Raw genomic sequence first — 19184 nt, 5'->3', positions numbered from 1 at the left:
TCAATAATCAGAAGTATGGAGGGCATAATGATCAATAAATTATTTGACCTAACCACATCTAAAGCATCTGATGATGAGATTGTCATTCAAGAAGTGGAGTTATCGGACAGAGATATTGCAATAATAGGGATTTCTTGTGAAATTGCTGAAACTGAGAACTGGAAGTGTTTTTGGGATGCTCTGGTTCATGGAAAAGATCTGGTAGGTAATTTTCCTTCTGTTCGCGATGAAGATATACAATCGTTGTATTTACAACAAGGAATGGATGAATCCCGCCCAAAATACTCCAAGGGTGCTTTTATCCCTGAGATTGATAAATTTGATCATGAATTTTTTCGTATATCCCCCAGAGAAGCTGAGTTAATGGATCCCAAGCAAAGATTATTTTTGGAGACAGCTTGGAAGTCTCTGGAGGATGCGGGATATGGGGGGGATAAGCTCAAAGGCAGCAGAACCGGTGTCTTTGTTGGTTCCAGTTCTGGAGATGAATATAAAAGATTGATAGAAGTGGGTGCCCCATCCCAATACAATGCCTCAACAGTCGGTAATATAAGATCTATTATCGCAAGCCGTATCTCTTATCTGCTTGATTTCAGAGGGCCCAGTATGATTGTGGATACAGCGTGTTCCTCCTCACTTGTTGCTGTACATATTGCTTGTCAAAGCTTAAGAAATGATGAATGTGAATACGCTTTGGCAGGTAGTGTTAATATCGCCCTGCTTCCGGTCAAAGCGGAACAGAATGAGGGTTTGGAGATCATATCCAAAGACGGGCTGACCCGTACATTTGACAATAGCTCTGACGGGACAGGACTTGGTGAAGGAGTCGCTGCTATTCTTTTAAAACCGGCAGTGAAAGCCATTGAAGACGGAGACTATATATACGCTGTAATTAAGGGTAGCGCAATTAATCAGGACGGTAATTCCAATGGGATAACCGCTCCTAGTACCGCCGCTCAAGAAGATGTGATTTTACGGGCCTTAAAGGATGCGCGCGTCCATCCGGAGACTCTTTCTTTTATAGAAGCCCATGGTACTGGGACCCCATTGGGAGATCCTATTGAAGTTGATGGAATTATTAAAGCATTTAGTAAATATACCGCCAGAAAACAATTCTGCGCTATTGGATCGGTTAAGAGCAACGTCGGGCATCTGGACAGTGCCGCCGGCATCACGGGATTGATTAAAGCTGCTCTATCTGTTAATCACAAGATATTACCGCCATCTATTCATTTTGAGCGGCCTAACCGGAACATTAGATTTCAGGAATCACCCGTATTTGTGAATACAGACGTGCTGCGGTTTGATGAGAATGCACTTATACGCTGTGGTGTCAGTTCATTTGGACTTAGCGGGACCAATAGCCATATCATCCTTGAATCATATAAGAACAGAGTATCTTCTCATGTGAATTCCGGGACTGAAATATTTACTCTGTCAGCCAAAAATGTAAACTCTTTAAAGCAACTGGTTCGATCCTTTGCTAATTATATAAATGAAAATCAATGTGCATCCATTGAGGATATCTGCTATACCGTGAATACAGGCAGAGGGCATTATAATAACCGGTTAGCTCTTATTGTAACCGGTATTAATGATTTATCCGCCCAACTTGAGCTTCTTAGCGGATTAGATGATCTGTGGTTGTGTAATGATATGGGCATGTTCTATCAGACAAGTGCCGATTCGCAAGCGGAAAAGGGAAAAAATAGCCGGATTACATACGCGGAAGACGGGCTGAAGGAGTATCTTAGTCCTAACTTGAGCCAATATGAGAAAGAGAACATGTTGAAGTTACTGTGTAAGGATTATATTGCGGGTGCGGATATAGCCTGGGAGAAGTTATACAAACAAAACAGATACAAGATTGCCGGACTGCCAGTTTATCCTTTTGCGAGAGAACGTTCCTGGGTTAGGCTTGAGCAACCGATTCATTTCACACAAAATCAACATTCTGTAGGAACGGACTCAACAAGCTTTGCTGCTAATGTTGCTGTTAATGTCCGGCTGCTGGGCAGAGACTCCGGTCTGTACTCAGATATGGAACGGCTCGTAGCTTCGGCTTGGGCAAATGTTCTCGGTTATCAGGAGATAGACATTAACAGGGATTTGTACACCGCGGGCGGAGACTCTATCCATGCTGCTCGAATTGCTAATTTTCTGGAAGAACCGATAGGCCGCAAGATTGAGGTATCCGACGTGCTCAGGTACCCAACCGTAGCCGAGTTCTCAATGATCAGCGAACAGCCGGAAATAAGGGCAGTTGCAAAGAGCGATATCCTTCCTGCTGAGAAAAAAGATGTTTACCCACTGTCTGCCGCCCAAAAGCGTCTGTTGCTGCTGTATAAGCTCGATGAGGAAAGCTTGGCATATAATTTGCCGGTGTCTTTAGTTATCGAGGGAAACCTCGATAGTGAGCGGTTGAACCGGGCTATAGGCAAGGTGATTGACAATCATGAAGTGTTCAGAACCACTTTTGAAATGCAGGAAGGGAAATGGGTACAAAAAATTCACGAGGATTTTGATTTTAGGCTGCAGTATGTCGCAGATACCGATCAAGATATTGAAAAGATAATCAGTGATTTTATTATGCCGTTTAATTTAGAAAAAGGACCGCTTTTTCGCGCAATGGTGATAGAAAGAGAAGAAAGCAAGCATATCTTTGTAATGGATTGCCATCATATTGTTTCGGATGGAACAACGATGGGGATATTGGCTCAAGAAATTATTGACGCTTACATAGGTGCACCGGTTAACAAACCTGAATTGCAGTATAAAGATTATGCAGAATGGCATAACCGCAGACTTGAAAGTGAAGATTTGTCCAGACAAAGGAAATATTGGCTGGATTTATTTGGCGACCGTAATCTCCCTCAATTGTTGCTGCCCCTGGATAAGAATCGTCCCGAAATTCAGACCTACAAGGGAAGCAGGCTGAATTGCAGGATTAATCAGGAGCTAGCAGAAGGACTGAAAAATTTATCCTTACAGACCGGTTCGACTTTATATATGGTAATGCTGGCGGCATACAATGTTTTGTTGTACAAGTATACGAACCAGCAAGATATTATTATCGGCTCACCTGTTACCGGAAGACCCCATGTCAAGTTGGAGAACATGATGGGTGTATTTATTAATTCATTGCCAATGCGAAATTATCCGTCAGGGGATAAGAGATTTATAGATTTTCTATTGGAAGTAAAAGAAAACGTAATGGAAGCTTATAGCAATCAGGAATGTCAATTTGAAGATCTGGTAGACCGGCTTGCTCTGAAAAGAGATCTGAGCCGCAGTCCCCTATTTGACACGATGTTTATTATGCAAAATATGAAAAAACAGCCTATAGGCATAGCGGATTTAAAAATATCAGAATTTGAAATGGAGCATAAGTTTTCAAAGTATGATTTGACGCTAGAAGCAATGGAAGAGGCTGGTGTCATCTCCATGAGCTTAGAGTACGCGACGGACTTGTTCAGCAGAGATTTCATAGAGAAGATGGCGGGGCATTATATTCATATTATCCGGCAAATCGTCGCTGCTTCCTCTATTCGGATTGCAGATATTGATATGCTTGGGGCGAAGGAAAAAGAGATGCTGCTGAGTCATTCGGCAGGGCATACGGGTAAGCATAAGCCTGGTTTAACCTTAAATTCAGGATTCGAACAACAGGTTCAGTTCCATGCAGATCAGATTGCTCTGGTAAGCGAGGAAGGCAGCCTAACCTATCAAGAGCTCAATCATTATGCTAATCGGATTGCAGGGCTGCTGCGCTCAGAGCATGTTGGTCCAAACGAGCCTGTTCTAGTCCTGATGAATAAAAGCATACACGCAATTGCAAGCATATTGGGTATTCTTAAGGCTGGCGGTGCATATGTTCCGTTGGACCCGGCGTATCCCTTACAAAGACTAGCTTTTATGACTAAACACAGCGGTTCAAAGTTCATTATAACGGAAGATGAACATCTGGAAGAGGCGCTTACGCTCAGTATGAATGACAAACTTGCCATCCTTAATGTAACAGGCAGCGAACCAGGTTCACCAACGGATAGGATGTACAGCAGGGCTGACCTCGCGGACCACAGCTCTGATAATCATCCGCAAAGTAATCACTATGCTGATCTTATGTATATTATGTATACTTCCGGTTCTACCGGACAGCCCAAAGGTGTGATGGTTACACATTCCAATGTGGATAACTTTATTACATGGGCTATCGGTCATAACCGGATAACCCGGACAGATAAAATGATGCTGGTCAGTTCCATCAGTTTTGATATTTCTGTATTTGAAATATTTGGTGCTTTGCTTAGTGGAGCAGAGCTTCATTTAATGTCTCCAAAGCTGCTGAGGGATAGTCGCGCTTTCATAGATTATCTTGAAGATAAAGGTATTACGATATGGCACTCTGTCCCTTCGTTAATGAATCAAATGCTGGCTGCATTTAAAAGTGGCCAGCCCGTAAACGCAAAGCTGGAGAAGGTACGCAAAGTAATGCTGGGTGGTGAAGTGTGGAGTACAGAAATGGCTAAGGAGATAGCAGTCCGCTTTAAAGAAGCGGAAATATTGAATATGTACGGACCTACCGAAGCCACCATATGGATATCAAGTTATACGATTCCACGGGATAAGCTGGATACAATGAATAAAATTCCGATCGGCAGGCCGGTCGACAATAACCAAATCCTTATATTGGATCAGGATATGAACCTGTGTGCTGCAGGGATTCCGGGGGAAATCTATCTGTGCGGGGCTAATATTACTAACGGGTACTATAAGGCTGAGGAGCAGAACCGGCAAACCTTTCTGACCGGGAAAGCGGATAGCCTAATGTATAAATCATGCGATGTTGGCAAATACCTGCCGGATGGAAATATAGAATATCTGGGACGAAAGGATGGTATGGTCAAAATTCGCGGATACCGGGTGGAAACGGGGGAAATAGAAAATGCTCTAATGAAGCATCATGCGGTCGATGCAGTGTCGGCAATCGCAGATGAACGCAATAACAGCACTGAATTATTATGCTTTTATGTGGCCAGGGTGCAATTGACTGTAAATGAAATCAAAGCATATTTGGAAGAGAGTCTGCCCGATTACATGATACCTGCACGCTTTATTGCCATTGAAAGTATGCCCCTGCTGCCTAATGGGAAAATTGAGAAAAAACGTCTGCTTGAACTGGACCTAAGCCAAAGGCCAGCAATGAGCAGTGAGTATACAAGTCCAACCAGTAGTACAGAGAAGTATCTGGTTCATCTCTGGAGTGAACTGCTTGACATGAAGGAGATTGGTATACATGATAACTTTTTTGATTTGGGCGGCAATTCACTGATTTTGACAACTATGCAATCGTTCCTTCATGAGCGGTATCCAGACCATATTAAGATTGTTGATCTCTTTAAATACCCATCTGTATTCAAGTTGGCTAAACATTTAGAGAGAATTGCAGGGCAGCAGGAAGAAAAAGCGGATATCGCCGATGTGAATATGGATGATGAAATCATGAAGTGGCTTGAAATGGGTGCAGCAGAGGATATATCTACGGATGATATTGTTCAAGGAATATTGAATATGGAGGTAAAACGTGGAAGAGATTATTAAGCTGATTATTGAAAATACGGCTCAAAACAATATCAGTAAACCATCTGCCGTTCAACTGATTAAATTGCTGAAGCAGAGAAACCATAATGAGAATACTGAAGTTGCCATTATAGGCGTTTCTGGCAGGTTTGCCGAGAGCAGTAACCTTGAAGAATTTTGGAATCTGATAGCAGAAGGCAAAGATGGGATCAGGGAACTGCCAGCAGGACGAAAAGCAGATCTGGATGACTTCTTGAAATATATTCAAGATACAGATCATCCAGACTACGCAGAAAAAGGGTATATAGACGACATTGATAAGTTTGATTACTCCTTTTTTAAGATATCTCCCCGGGAAGCGAGTGTTATGGACCCTAACCAGCGATTATTTCTACAAGCGGCCTATCATGCGATAGAGGATGGAGGTTATGGGGGAAATAAGCTCTCTGGAACCCGGACAGGAATATATTTGGGTAACAGCTCTGATTCAGGCGACGATTACAAAGCTTTTCTTCAGCTATGCAAGAGTGAGGATATGAATCTTTCTTTTGTTGGAAATATTAAATCTATGATTGCAGCAAGGCTGGCCTATTTATTGGACTTAAAGGGGCCGAGTATGCTTGTAGACACTGCTTGTTCATCGGCCCTCCTTGCAGTACATCTGGCTTGCCAGGCGATTCGAAAAAATGATTGCGATATGGCTCTGGCTGGAGGAATAAAGTTGAGTCTTTTACCTCTAACAACGAAAAAAAGCGGTCCTGTTGATATCAATATCGAATCTCCCGATGGCAGAGCGAGAACATTCGACTTTTCCTCGGAAGGAACCGGGCTTGGAGAAGGAGTAGGGGTTATTCTTCTAAAGCCGCTTAACAAGGCCATACAAGATAAAGATAATATATATGCAGTCATTAAAGGATCGGCGATTAATCAGGACGGGAACTCCATTGGGATTACAGCTCCTAATCCACTGGCACAAAAGGAGCTGCTGATAGATGCATGGGAGCAGGCGAAAATAGATCCGGAGACCATTACCTATATCGAAGCCCATGGCACGGGAACCCGGCTCGGCGACCCGCTGGAGATAGACGGTATAGATATGGCCTTCAGGGAATACACCGGTAAAAAACAATTTTGTGCGGTAAGTTCGGTGAAATCCAGTATCGGGCATTTGGATCATGCGGCGGGAATTGCCGGGCTGATTAAAGCGGTATTGGCATTGAAGTATAAGAAGCTGCCACCCAGCTTGCATTTTACAAGGCCCAATTCCAAAATAGATTTTAGTGATTCTCCGGTATTTGTAAATGATATTTTGCGGGAATGGGAATGTGAGGGCTCACCAAGAAGATGCGGTGTAAGTTCTTTTGGCCTGAGTGGCACAAACAGTCACGTAATTCTGGAAGAAGCCCCCGCTTCAGTCACGGAAGGGTCTGAATCCGAACAGGATAAGTTGAGAATTTTAACCTTATCAGCGAAAACAAGAGAGAGTTTGCATCATTTGGTGGAAGAGTATTGCAGATTTACGGCTAAGGCCAGCGATATCCACCTGGATAATTTATGCTACACCGCCAATACCGGACGAGGCCACTACACTTATCGGGCAGCTATACTGTTCACAACTATAGATGATCTTCGCGCCCAGTTAAATTTGTTGCTGAATCGGGGGATGAACGGCAACGGAAGTGATGGGGTATATTGCGGTGTGCATCATCTTATCTCCAGTCATAAGCACAGGACGGAAGCGAAAGAATTGACGGAGGAGGAGTTCAATCGGATTACAGGCATATGCCGCAAGCTTACACTTGAAGTGGCCGGTGTGACTGGCACCGTTTTGGAGGATAAGTTAAAGGAGTTATGCGGTTTATATATTGCAGGTGCGGATGTGAATTGGAGCGATATGTATGAACCGTGTCAATACCGCAGGATCAGCCTCCCTGTTTATCCATTTATGCCAAGCCGGTGCTGGATTAATCTGGGTCCGGTTATTGACGGCCGGGAGCTGCATCCGCTGGCTGATAAAAAACTTATAAGATCAGTGAATGAAGATGTGTACATATTTGAGCTCAGTTCAGAAAAAAACTGGATACTGAGTGAGCACAGAGTTATGGGAAGATGTGTTTTACCCGGAACCGCCTATCTCGACATGATGATCAATATTTGTCATGAGAGTTATCCCGAACGTTCATTTGAGCTTGGTAATGTAACGTTTTTGACTCCAATGATCGTAGAGGAAGGAGAACCGAAAACCGTTCATATTTGTGTGACAACTTCGGCAATCCCGGAGTTTGTCATTGCCAGCAAGTCAGCAGCAGATGGTGATGGAGATTGGACCAAGCATGCGGTGGGCAGCATCATATTTACGGAGCATCCAATGAAGCAAGCTAATGACCATATGGAAAGTCTGTGGAATCGTTTTAAAGACCAGCCCAGCTTGATTTTTAATCAATCCCAGGAAGAAGAAGCAATCACGACGGGACCTAGATGGAAGACTATAGTGGAAATGTTCCAAGGTGATAATGAGGCGCTGGCCTATTTGGAGCTCCCTGAAATATACAATGAGGATCTGCAACTATTCACCCTCCATCCATCTCTAATGGATTGTGCGGTGAATTTAGCGATAAATAGTATCGGAGAAGGACTTTATCTTCCCTTTGGTTACAAAAGAATTAAAGTATTCAAGAATATCCCCGGGAGTTTTTACAGTTATGTTCATCAAGTGGGCAACTACACTGGCACGGAAGCCCGAACGTATAATATTACGCTATTTGATGCCCAATTCGATCCGATCGCAGAGATCGAAGGTTATACCATAAAGAAAGTCAATTCTCACTTGCAGCAGCTGGAGAAAAAGGAAACCGGACTGCAATATTATGAAATGGTCTGGTCCCCGCTCGAGAATGAGAACGTGAACAGACAGCATGAGCCGGCAAAGGGAATAACGATTCTCTTTAAAGGGAGTGAGGGAGCAAGCGGCAGAATAAGCGATGGATTCAAGAAACGAGGAATGGATTATATTGAAGTTCAGACAGGTGACAGCTATGTTGAATGCAATAATCATTTTACCATCCGCAGCACCCAAGAAGATTACACAAGATTGCTGGAGGCATGCCAGCATAGAGGTTCTATTGAACGTATAATCCACCTGCTCTCACTGGATGACAGCATCTGGGACGATGATCAGAGGAGTATGAATGAGGCGTTGAAAAAGGGTGTAATTAGTTTGTTCTATCTTACTAAAGCCCTCATAGCCCATAAAATTAAGAATATAAGTATGTACGTTGTTTCCGATTACGCCTATCGCGTTACAGGTAAAGAGCAGAAATATAATCCGCATAACGCGGCGTTATTCGGGCTGTGCCAAGTTATTGGCCAGGAATACGATAACATATATTGCAAAGGAATTGATATTGAAGAAGGTACAGATATAGGGGATATTTGGCTGGAGTTGAACCGTACTGACAATAAGCGTGTATCTTATCGTGCCAGTCAGCGTTATGTTCCTCTAATGGAAATCAAAGATTTGATAGCTGTAGATGAATCTCGCATCCCGATAAGCAATCAAGGCGTGTATATCATCACTGGAGGCACAGGAGGATTAGGAATGGAAATGATAAAATTCCTGGCTTCCAAAGATAATGTCAATATATGCATCCTCAGCAGAACGCCATTGCCGGAAAGAGAGAAATGGGACTTGCTCATTGGCAGTGGTGACCATGATAAGCTATCCAAAAAGTTGGAATCTCTTAAGGCAATAGAAGAAAGCGGAACGCAGATTGATGCTTACACAGTAGATGTATCGGATTTTGACAGTCTGAGAAAAGTATATGAGCAGATTATACTGAAGCACGGTAAAGTTAACGGAGTCATTCACTGCGCAGGCATAGCCGGTGACGGATTTATATTCCGGAAAAATGAAGACACATTTAAAGAGGTTATGGCCGCTAAAATACAAGGCACTTACAATCTGGACCGGGTTACCTCCAAAGAGAACATGGATTTTTTCGTGATGTTCTCTTCTGTTACATCAATTTTGGGAGGCGCAGGCCAGAGTGACTATACGGCGGCGAATGCATATATGGATACCTATTCATGGTACAGAAACGGCAAAGGCCAACATACAGTTTCGATTAACTGGCCTGCCTGGAGCGAGACGGGCATAGCGTTTGATTATGGTCTTTCGGATGATAGGACTATTTTTAGATCAATTTCCAACCATATGGGAATCCAAGCGTTTGAGCATATTTTACAATCCCGGGCAGAACAAGTACTGCCTGGTGTATTAAACGAAACATTCTTAACCCAGGCAGATTGGGGCCGTAGCTTTTTGAATGTATCCGACACTATTAAATCACGGCTGAATCAGTTCAAAAGAGTGAACAGAGCATCGGACAAATTGCCGTCCCAACCCCAGGGGATGAAGCCCAAGCTGCGGCTGACCGGAAGAGCAGAAGACGATTTTAATCATACTGAACAGATATTGGGAGAAATCTGGATGCAAATGCTCGGACTGAATGAATTAAATATATATGATAACTTTTATGACTTGGGAGGAGACTCTATACTAGCGACGGGGCTATTGAAAGAAATAGTGAAGGCATTCGGTGAAGTAGTTGATATCGCTGATATATTTACTTTCCCTACCATTATAAATTTGGCTGAATTTATTGATCGCAAGCAACTTAGTCACTCTACCTCTAGCAGGGAGGAAGAGTGGGAGATCGGCGCGGATATTGATGATATTCTGGACCGGCTTGTAAAGGGAGAGATTGATGTAAACCAGGCAAGCAAAAGAATGGAACGGGAGGGTCATCATTAATGCAGAAGGTCAAAAATTATTTACTGCAGCAAGTTGCGGATGAAAAGCTGCCTCAGCACATTGCCAAGGAATTGCTCATGGAAATAGCAAAAAGCACTCCTCAGACCAAGCAAGATATTGCAATTATCGGAATATCCGGAAAATTTCCGGGAGCTGCTGATATTGACGAGTATTGGGATAATCTTCTTCAGGGTAAAGCATGTATCGGCGAACTTCCAAAGGAAAGACAGAACGACGCCAATCAGCTGCTGATGAATTCTTATCATGCCCAACTGCTCAATGGGATCCTGGCTACTAATGAAGAGGATTTACAAGATATTTATATCTTGGGCGGGTACTTAAATGAAATTGATAAGTTTGATGCGGATTTCTTTCGGATTCCTCCTAAAGAGGCTGAATTCATGGATCCCCTGCAGCGTGTCTTTCTCGAAACTGCAATGTTGGCTATCGAGGACTCGGGCTATGGAGGAAATAAGCTGTACGGGGGAAAGGTTGGAGTGTATGTAGGAAAGGATCATACAAATACTTCACATTACAAATATGTAACTGAACACCATCAGATGCATCTTACAGGTTCCTGGGCGGGTATTCTCGCCAGCAGGATTTCGTACATTTACAATTTTCAAGGTCCAAGCATGGTTATAGATACGGCATGTTCTTCCGGCTTGGTTGCTGTACATCAGGCATGCCAGGCTATAAATGATAAGAAGTGTGAGCTGGCGATTGCCGGGGGCATCCATATCTCAATATTCCCCGGGTTTAAGGCTCAAGCCAGCCAGATGGATATGGTTGAGTCGAATGACGGTATTGTAAGAACGTTTGACAATGCAGCCAACGGCACCGTATGGGGGGAAGGCTCCTCGGCAGTTCTATTGAAGCCTTTAAGCAAAGCGATTGATGATGGGGATCATATTTATGCTGTGATCAAAGGAGGGGCCGTTAATAACGATGGTGCATCGAACGGAATCACGGCTCCTAATGCGGAAGCCCAGGAAAAACTGATTATTGATGCCTGGCAAGAGGCCAAGGTAGAACCGGATACTATCGGATACATTGAAACACATGGCACGGGTACAGTCTTAGGCGATCCCATAGAAATTAAGGGGATAACAAATGCTTTTCGGAGATACACCGATAAGAAGCAGTTTTGCGGAATAGGCTCAGTCAAAACCAATATCGGTCATCTTGTGGGCGCTTCCGGAATGGCTTCCTTGATTAAAGTTGTGATGTCTCTGAAAAACGGGATTATTCCCCCCAGTCTAAACTTTCAATATCCCAATCAATTCATCCATTTTTGTGATAGTCCTGTTTTTGTCAATGATACCGCAAGTAGCTGGGACAGTAACGGCAAGCCGCGGCGGGCCGGGGTTAGTTCGTTCGGATTCAGTGGAACAAATTGCCATCTGGTATTGGAAGAGGCACCTCCGCCTGTCCGGCACGATCAGGATATAACCTCAGCACCCGGATTGCTGAAGCTCTCAGCCAAAAGTAGGGCGGGGCTTGAGCATACGTTGAATAAGTATGTCCAGTTTGTGAACAGAAATGAATCGTTGACCATGCAGGATATTTGCTATACCGCCAACACGGGCAGAGGAGACTATCTATTTCGAATAGCATTCACTGTACAGGATATGCCTGATCTGAGGACTAAATTAAACCTTCTGGTTTCACAGGGAATCATGACCATAGATAAATCCTGGTTTTTCTACGGCGAGCATACGCTTGTCCCGCCAAGCAAAAAAGTATTAAGTCCGAATGAGCTTACCGAAAAAGAAAAAAAGGGGTATACCTTGAGTGCCATGGAAAGAGTCCAGGAAGTCCATTCCAATCCTCATGCTGCCGATACGGCTCTTGCTGAGCTATGCAGATTGTATATCAAGGGAGCAGAGGTGGAGTGGGAGACATTATATGCAGGCAGCAGAAGAAACAGAGTATCCCTGCCGCCATATCCATTGGAACGTTTGAGATATTGGGCATCGCCCAATGTTGTTGAGTTTCATGGAAATGCCTTGGAGCATAGGAAAGAACATCCTCTGGTGCATAGAAGAGTCACTGAGCTTCCAGATAGAGATGTGTATGAGACCCGATTCTCCGTCAACGAGCATTGGGTATTAAGCGATCATAAAGTTATGAATATGCATGTGGTTCCAGGTACCACCTATCTGGAAATGTTCAAGAGAATATTTGACAAATACTACAAGGATGCTGTTTTGGAGCTAAGTGAAGTAACCTTTATTCGACCATTGGCAGTCCATTCGGGAGAAGAGAAGACAGTGTTGATTATTGTTGAAAAAGGCACTGGACAACTTAATTTCACCATTGTTAGTAAGATGGATAATGAACAAAACGGCTCAAGCTGGATCACTCACGTACAGGGTTGTGCTTCTGCAGGCCATACTCCTCAAGGGAAGACCTATAGTATTGAGGAAATAATCAGCAACTGCGGCCAAGGGCAATACCAATCCGCGTTCACCAATGTGAATGGGCCTTTTGAGTTTGGACCAAGATGGTTCAACTCGGGTACGGTTTATCTGGGAACCGATGAAATAATTGCCGAGATGAACCTTCCAATTGAGTTCAAAGAGGATTTGAATCAATACTATATCCATCCGGCTATGATGGATTGTGCAGTTAATGTTATCAGCCAAAGTGTTGGGGATGGCATATTTCTGCCGTTAATGTATAAAAGAATCACCGTTTTTGGCCCTATGCCGCCGAGATTTTTCAGTTATGTCCAAAAACGGAACGCCGATAATAAAGAAACGATCTCTTTTGATATTGAACTGCTTGACGAGAATGGAAATTGCTTCATGAGTATTGCTGATTATACAATTAAAAGAGTGTCGGAAAAAGAGTTTAAAAGATCTGCTTTTACGAAGAAGGCCAGCGGTGGTTTTGCAATGCAATGGTACCCGTCGCCGCTTGGTGAAATAAACGCAAGTGATGTATACGGACAATTTCTGGTTTTTAAAGACCGATCGGGTTGGGCAGATCATCTGGTTATGGGATTACGGAAATCAGGGATTGATGTGATAGAGGTAGAATCGGGTGAAGGATATCAGCAATTAAATCACCGGAAGTATACCATCTGCGAAGACAACGATTATTCTGAGCTGTTTCATGAATTAAAACAATACAAAATTCAAAAAATAATTCATGCAATGTCCATCTCTAAGCAGCCAGATATCACTGCACTGGACGAGCTCAAGTACAGCCAGAGAATGGGAGTGTACAGCGTTTTTAATATTGCACGCTCGTTGTCTGTTCAAGGATACAACTATAAAACCGATTTGATTACCATCTCGGATTATGTGAATCTGGTGGATGGGAAGGAAGAAGCCATCAAACCCCACAACGCCCCCTTGTTTGGGCTTACCAAGGTCGTTGGCCAGGAAAATGAGAATATAACCTGCAGAAATATTGATATAGATTGGCAATCATCCATTGATCTGATCATAGCGGAGATTATGCGCGGCACTGCAGCGTGCACCGCTTATCGCCAGAACCAAAGATACTTGCAGGAAATGCGCAGAGTAAGTCTGAATCCTATTGGCAGGGAGGTCCAGTATCATACCGAAGGCGTATATGTTATAACCGGAGGAGCAGGAGGGATCGGGTTCGAGATTGGGAAACATCTTACTGCCCAGCATCAGGTAGAGATTGCTTTGATCGGTAGGACAGTACTGCCTGAGCGGAATCTCTGGAAGGAAATCCTGCATAAAAAAGAAGATATGCATTGCTGCGCAATAATAAAAAGGCTAACACAGCTTGAGCAGGCAGGTGCAAAGTATATCTACTATAAGGCAGATATCTCCAACGGCCCTGAGCTTGAAGAGGTCTTGAACAAAATCCGTTCAAACCAAGGGGCAATTAAGGGGATCATTCATACCGCAGGTGTAGCAGGAAAAGGTCTTATCTATGCCAAGGACACAGCGATCTTTGATGAAGTCATTTCGCCAAAGGTGTACGGGACATGGCTTCTCGGTCATTTGACAAGAAATGATGCGCTTGACTTCTTTACGCTTTTTTCATCTGTATCCTCGCTGCTTGGGGGAGTAGGGCAGAGTGATTATACTGCAGCTAATTCCTATTTGGATTCATATGCCATGTACCGGAATCATACGGGATTGCCTGGAACTTCTATCAGCTGGCCTTTGTGGAAGGGAGTTGGTATGGCTGCTGAACATAGTGTTTCGGATGAGAATCAGATTTTTTTGGCAATGAGTGCTGAAGAAGCAATCACTGTCTTTGAAGACGTTCAGACTGCCGATGTAACTAATATTCTACCAGGATGTATTAATTTTGAATATATGTCTTCCCTTCCTGAAGAGTCGCTATCCTCCTTTAGCCTTAGTGAAGATTTGCGGCGTGAAGCAGAACAAAGAATCACCAAGGACCGTAATAATATTGCTGCATCAAAAGAAGGTCTATTGGATGTCAATGTAATCGGTTTGGAGAATCCGGAGAAACAAATGATAGAGAGCCGTTTGGCCATTATCTGGGGGAACGTTCTTGGCTTAGAAGAGATTCAGGTATACCAAACCTTCTATAATATGGGCGGGGATTCGATTCTGGCAATGCAGTTATTGCGGGAGATTGATAAGGTATATCCGCAAATTCTTAGTATCTCGGACATTTTCACTTATTCTACAATCGTTGAGATGTCAGATTATATCCGCGAGAGAACGGGCATTGAGCTTGAAATTCAAACGGATGAAGAGCAGCTTCTCCTCTTGCTTGAAACTATAGAGTCCGGAAATACCTCTATTGCCGAAGGGATTGCCTTATTGAGTGAGAAAAGAGGGAAGCAGTATGAATGAGCTTGACCAGATAAATGCCCATATACTGTTAAATCTTAAACAAGGAGAAATGACTAAGGAAGATGCCCTGCGCAGTTTAAAAATTCTAAATCAGAAAGAGAATACGAAAGTTGTAAAGGCAATACTAGAGGAAATGATGACGGGCATAGCTGATGGCTTGAAGGGTGAAGCTGCCATTCAAGCTCTGCTGGATACGAAATTTTCCGATTTGATGTACCAATTGGAGCATACAGCACAGGCAGGGAATCCCTCCAATCTGTATCGAATTCAACCGGTTGAAACTAAGGACAAATATCGGTTGTCCTCTGCCCAAAAGAGAATATTCCTGTTGAGCTCCATCGCAGAAACAGGAATCAGCTACAATATGTCAGAAGCGATCGAACTTGATGCAAGAGTGGATGTCAAGCAGCTGGAAACAGCGTTTATTGAACTGATCAGGCGTCACGAATCATTGCGAACGTCATTTTGCTTTGTAGAAGGCGAACCCTTTGAATTCATCCATGAGAATTTTGATTTTCGATTGTATAAACAAAGCTGTAACAGATCTGATTTAATACAAGAAATGAATGATTTTGTTAAACCCTTTGATTTGGAAAAGGGGAATTTAATCAGAGCTGCACTGTTTAATACTTTTGATGGATATACCTTGCTTATTGACATGCACCATATTATCTCAGATGGAATCTCCCTGGGTAATATTCTCATTGATGAACTGTTCAAACTCTACAATAACGAGACCCTTGCTCCTTTGAAGTTTCAATACAAAGATTTTGCGGAATGGCAGAATAATATGTTTGCTTCCGGCTCGCTTAACAAGCATGAGGAGTACTGGATGGAACAATTTAAGGGTGCGCTTCCCGTATTGGAACTCCCTCTGGACTATCCCAGACCGTTAAGGCAGCAATTTGAAGGCCGGCATATCACCTTTACAGCAAACCATGAGCTAACTCAAAAGTTAAAAAGCTTGGCAAGTTCGACCCAAACCACAATATATATGGTTTTGCTCGCCGCATATAATATTCTCCTAATGAAGTATTCGGGCCAGGAGGATATTGTGGTAGGTTCACCCGCTGCCGGCAGGCATCATGACGGAGTTCAAAACCTCATTGGATTTTTTATTAATATGCTGCCGCTTAGGAATTATCCGGCCGGGGATAAAACGATCGAGCTGTTCTTGGAAGAAGTCAAGCTTAGTCAACTGAAAGCTATTGAATATCAGGACTATCAATATGAAGAAATTATCAATAAGCTTAATGTTCCTAGAAACTTTAGCAGAAATCCTTTGTTTGATACCGTATTTACCTTTCAAAGCCATATTAGAAAAACGAAGACCGCGGCTATTAATCATTGCAACCGCACTTCAAAATTTGATTTGTCGATGGAAGCTTTTGAATTGGGCGATGAGATTCACTTCACCCTTGAGTATTGTACAGCTTTATTTAAAAATGAAACGATGCACCGTATGATTGCCCACTATCTTACTATTTTGAATGAGATTACTAAAAATAAAAACGACAAAATAATGGAAATAAATATGTTAACCATTGAAGAGCAGCGAAGATATATACATGAATTTAATAATACACAAGCACCATTTTTCAGAGAGAAATGTATACATGAACTTTTTGAAGAGCAGGCAGCGAGAACACCTGACCGAGTGGCCCTGGTGATGGATCGGGAACAGATGAATTATAGAGAATTGAACGAATTAGCCAACCGGACGGCAAGATTGTTAAGGGGTAAAGGCGTGGGCAGGGAAGATATAGTTGCTGTCATGATGGATCACTCCTTTAATATGATTGGATATTTGTTAGGTATTCTAAAATCCGGCGGAGCTTTTTTGCCCATTGATCCTAGCTATCCCGAAGAAAGGGTCCGTCTGATTTTGGAGGACAGCAGGGCGAAGTATATCCTTGTTGCCTCGGCGGGTGCCGGAGATCTATACAAAGACGCGGCAATCATTATGGATATTCAATTAATGAATGCGGAGGAATCTTGCAATCCTGAACCGGTCAATCAATCGGGTGATATGGCATACCTCTTATACACATCGGGTTCTACAGGCAAACCCAAAGGGGTAGCTGTAGAACATGTATCGCTTATGAACTTTTTTAGCGGAATTGCTAATAGAATTGAATTTATACCGGAAAAGACCATTCTCGCCCTGACTACTATTTCTTTCGATATCTTTCTGGTTGAGACGCTGCTTCCGTTGACTCTGGGGCTTAAAGTAGTCATTGCAGGTGTGAAAAAACAGCTGGATCCGGCATCACTGGCTGAAATCATCAATACCGAAAAGGTGGATATGCTTCAGGCCACGCCTTCAAGAATGCAGATGATAATAGACAATCATCAAGCCCGCTCCAGTCTGTCGCGGTTAAGTGAGATTATGATAGGCGGAGATGTGTTTCAGGATAAGCTCTTGGAAGAGATCGTCAAGCTATCCGATGCGAAGGTATACAATATGTATGGTCCTACAGAAGCAACGGTTTGGGCAACCGTCAAAGAACTGCGTGCAGGAGAACGGATTAATCTGGGCAGTCCATTGTCTAATGTGAAAGTGTACATTCTGGACCGTAATGATCTTGTGCAGCCTATAGGGGTGGCAGGGGAAATATGTATTGGCGGAGAAGGAGTAGCCAGGGGATATTTTAACAATCCTGAATTGACCAGGGAGCGTTTTGTTCCAAATCCTTTTAGCTCCAAGGAAAGAATATACCGTACCGGAGACCTCGGAAAATGGTTGCCTGACGGTGAAATTGAATTTTTGGGCAGAATCAACAATCAACTGAAAATTCGGGGGTACAGAATCGAACCTGGTGATATTGAAGCGGCATTATTGAAGCATACCTCCATTCATGAAGCCCTGGTCATGGCTATTGAAACAGATAACAGCTTTAAAGCGCTCTGCGCTTATTATACAGCAGACTGCAGGCTGGACATTCAAGAATTAAGGGAATATCTGCTGCGAAAAATACCGGAATATATGGTTCCTGCCTATATGATTCAATTAGATTCCTTTCCGATCTCGGTTAACGGGAAGATAGACCGCCGGCGACTGCCTGTACCAGAGGAGAGCAGCGGAAAGTCTGCGGGTTATGTTCCTCCTGCAAGCCCTGCGCAAAATGAACTGGCAGGGCTATGGTCCGAACTCCTTCACAGGGAAAAAGACACAATCGGAATGGATGACAACTTTTTTAATGTCGGCGGTGATTCGCTTCTGCTCGTAAAGATGCAAAATAGAATAGAGGCCAAGTATCCCGGACATATTTCTGTCGGGGCTATTTTCGCATCTCCGACAATTCGAGGCTTGTCCAAACTTTTGGATAAGAGAAATAGTATTAAGAAAAAAGTGAACTTGGATTCGCTCCCGATTCCTGAGCATTATTTTGTTCAGTACTATACAGACAGGCCAGTAGGCAGTATTCAGCATTGCTTGCCGGACCACCTGGTGAAAAAACTTCAGGCGATCGGAGCTATCGGTAATTTTCATATCAACACCATCCTTGCGGCACTCTATCTGTATCTCTTTATGGAGCTAAGCGGGCAAGAGCAAGTAACGATTCAGGCGGCTCTGTCTGAAAAGGGGACTATTGCTCCTGTTAGAGTATGCGGCAGCGAGATAGATAGCATTATGGACCTGGTAAAAGAAACAGATAAGCAATTAAAGGAGACCATGAGCGAGAAGTACCAAATGAACGAGATTAACGAAATCATCAAAGCGCAGCCGAACATCATTCCGCTCATCCTGGAGAAGGACAGGTTGGAGATGAATGAAGGCATGATAGACTTTTACGATATTATTGTCAGCCTGGAAGCGCCAGATAAATATATTCCATTCAAAGTTATGTACAACGCCAGACGCTTAAAACCCGCTGAGATGGAGCAGCTATTTATGGATTATGTTGAACTTATAAGTGTATTTTGTGAAGAAGCCTGAACGAGGTCTATTAAATAGATACGGGGTGTTG

General features: G+C 43.3%; 4 protein-coding genes. All 4 read left to right on the top strand.

The window, feature by feature from the left end; translation table 11 throughout:
* Positions 1–27: 27 nt before the first annotated feature.
* From MKX42_RS26625 to MKX42_RS26610, 4 genes are read left to right on the top strand one after another with little or no spacing between them, the layout of a single operon-like run.
* The gene (locus MKX42_RS26625; RefSeq protein ID WP_340755913.1) at positions 28–5601 is read left to right on the top strand and encodes an amino acid adenylation domain-containing protein; all 5574 of its coding nucleotides are present in this window, start codon (positions 28–30) and stop codon (positions 5599–5601) included.
* Positions 5585–10393 carry a type I polyketide synthase gene (locus MKX42_RS26620; protein ID WP_340755911.1) on the top strand — a complete coding sequence of 1603 codons (4809 nt, stop codon included), beginning with the start codon at positions 5585–5587 and terminating at the stop codon, positions 10391–10393. Before MKX42_RS26625 ends, MKX42_RS26620 begins: the two co-directional genes overlap by 17 nt.
* Positions 10393–15213 (top strand): type I polyketide synthase, encoded by a 4821-nt coding sequence (locus MKX42_RS26615; RefSeq protein ID WP_340755910.1) that lies wholly within the window; start codon positions 10393–10395, stop codon positions 15211–15213. Before MKX42_RS26620 ends, MKX42_RS26615 begins: the two co-directional genes overlap by 1 nt.
* Entirely contained in the window at positions 15206–19153 is a 3948-nt protein-coding gene (locus tag MKX42_RS26610) for a non-ribosomal peptide synthetase (RefSeq protein WP_340755909.1), read from the top strand. The genes MKX42_RS26615 and MKX42_RS26610 overlap by 8 nt, the downstream gene beginning before the upstream one ends.
* Positions 19154–19184 lie beyond the last annotated feature (31 nt).

The organism is Paenibacillus sp. FSL R7-0204 (assembly GCF_038002225.1).
Taxonomy (GTDB): Bacteria; Bacillota; Bacilli; order Paenibacillales; family Paenibacillaceae; genus Paenibacillus_AQ.
Note: the sequence above shows the minus strand (reverse complement) of the source record. Positions and strands in the feature narration are given on the sequence as shown.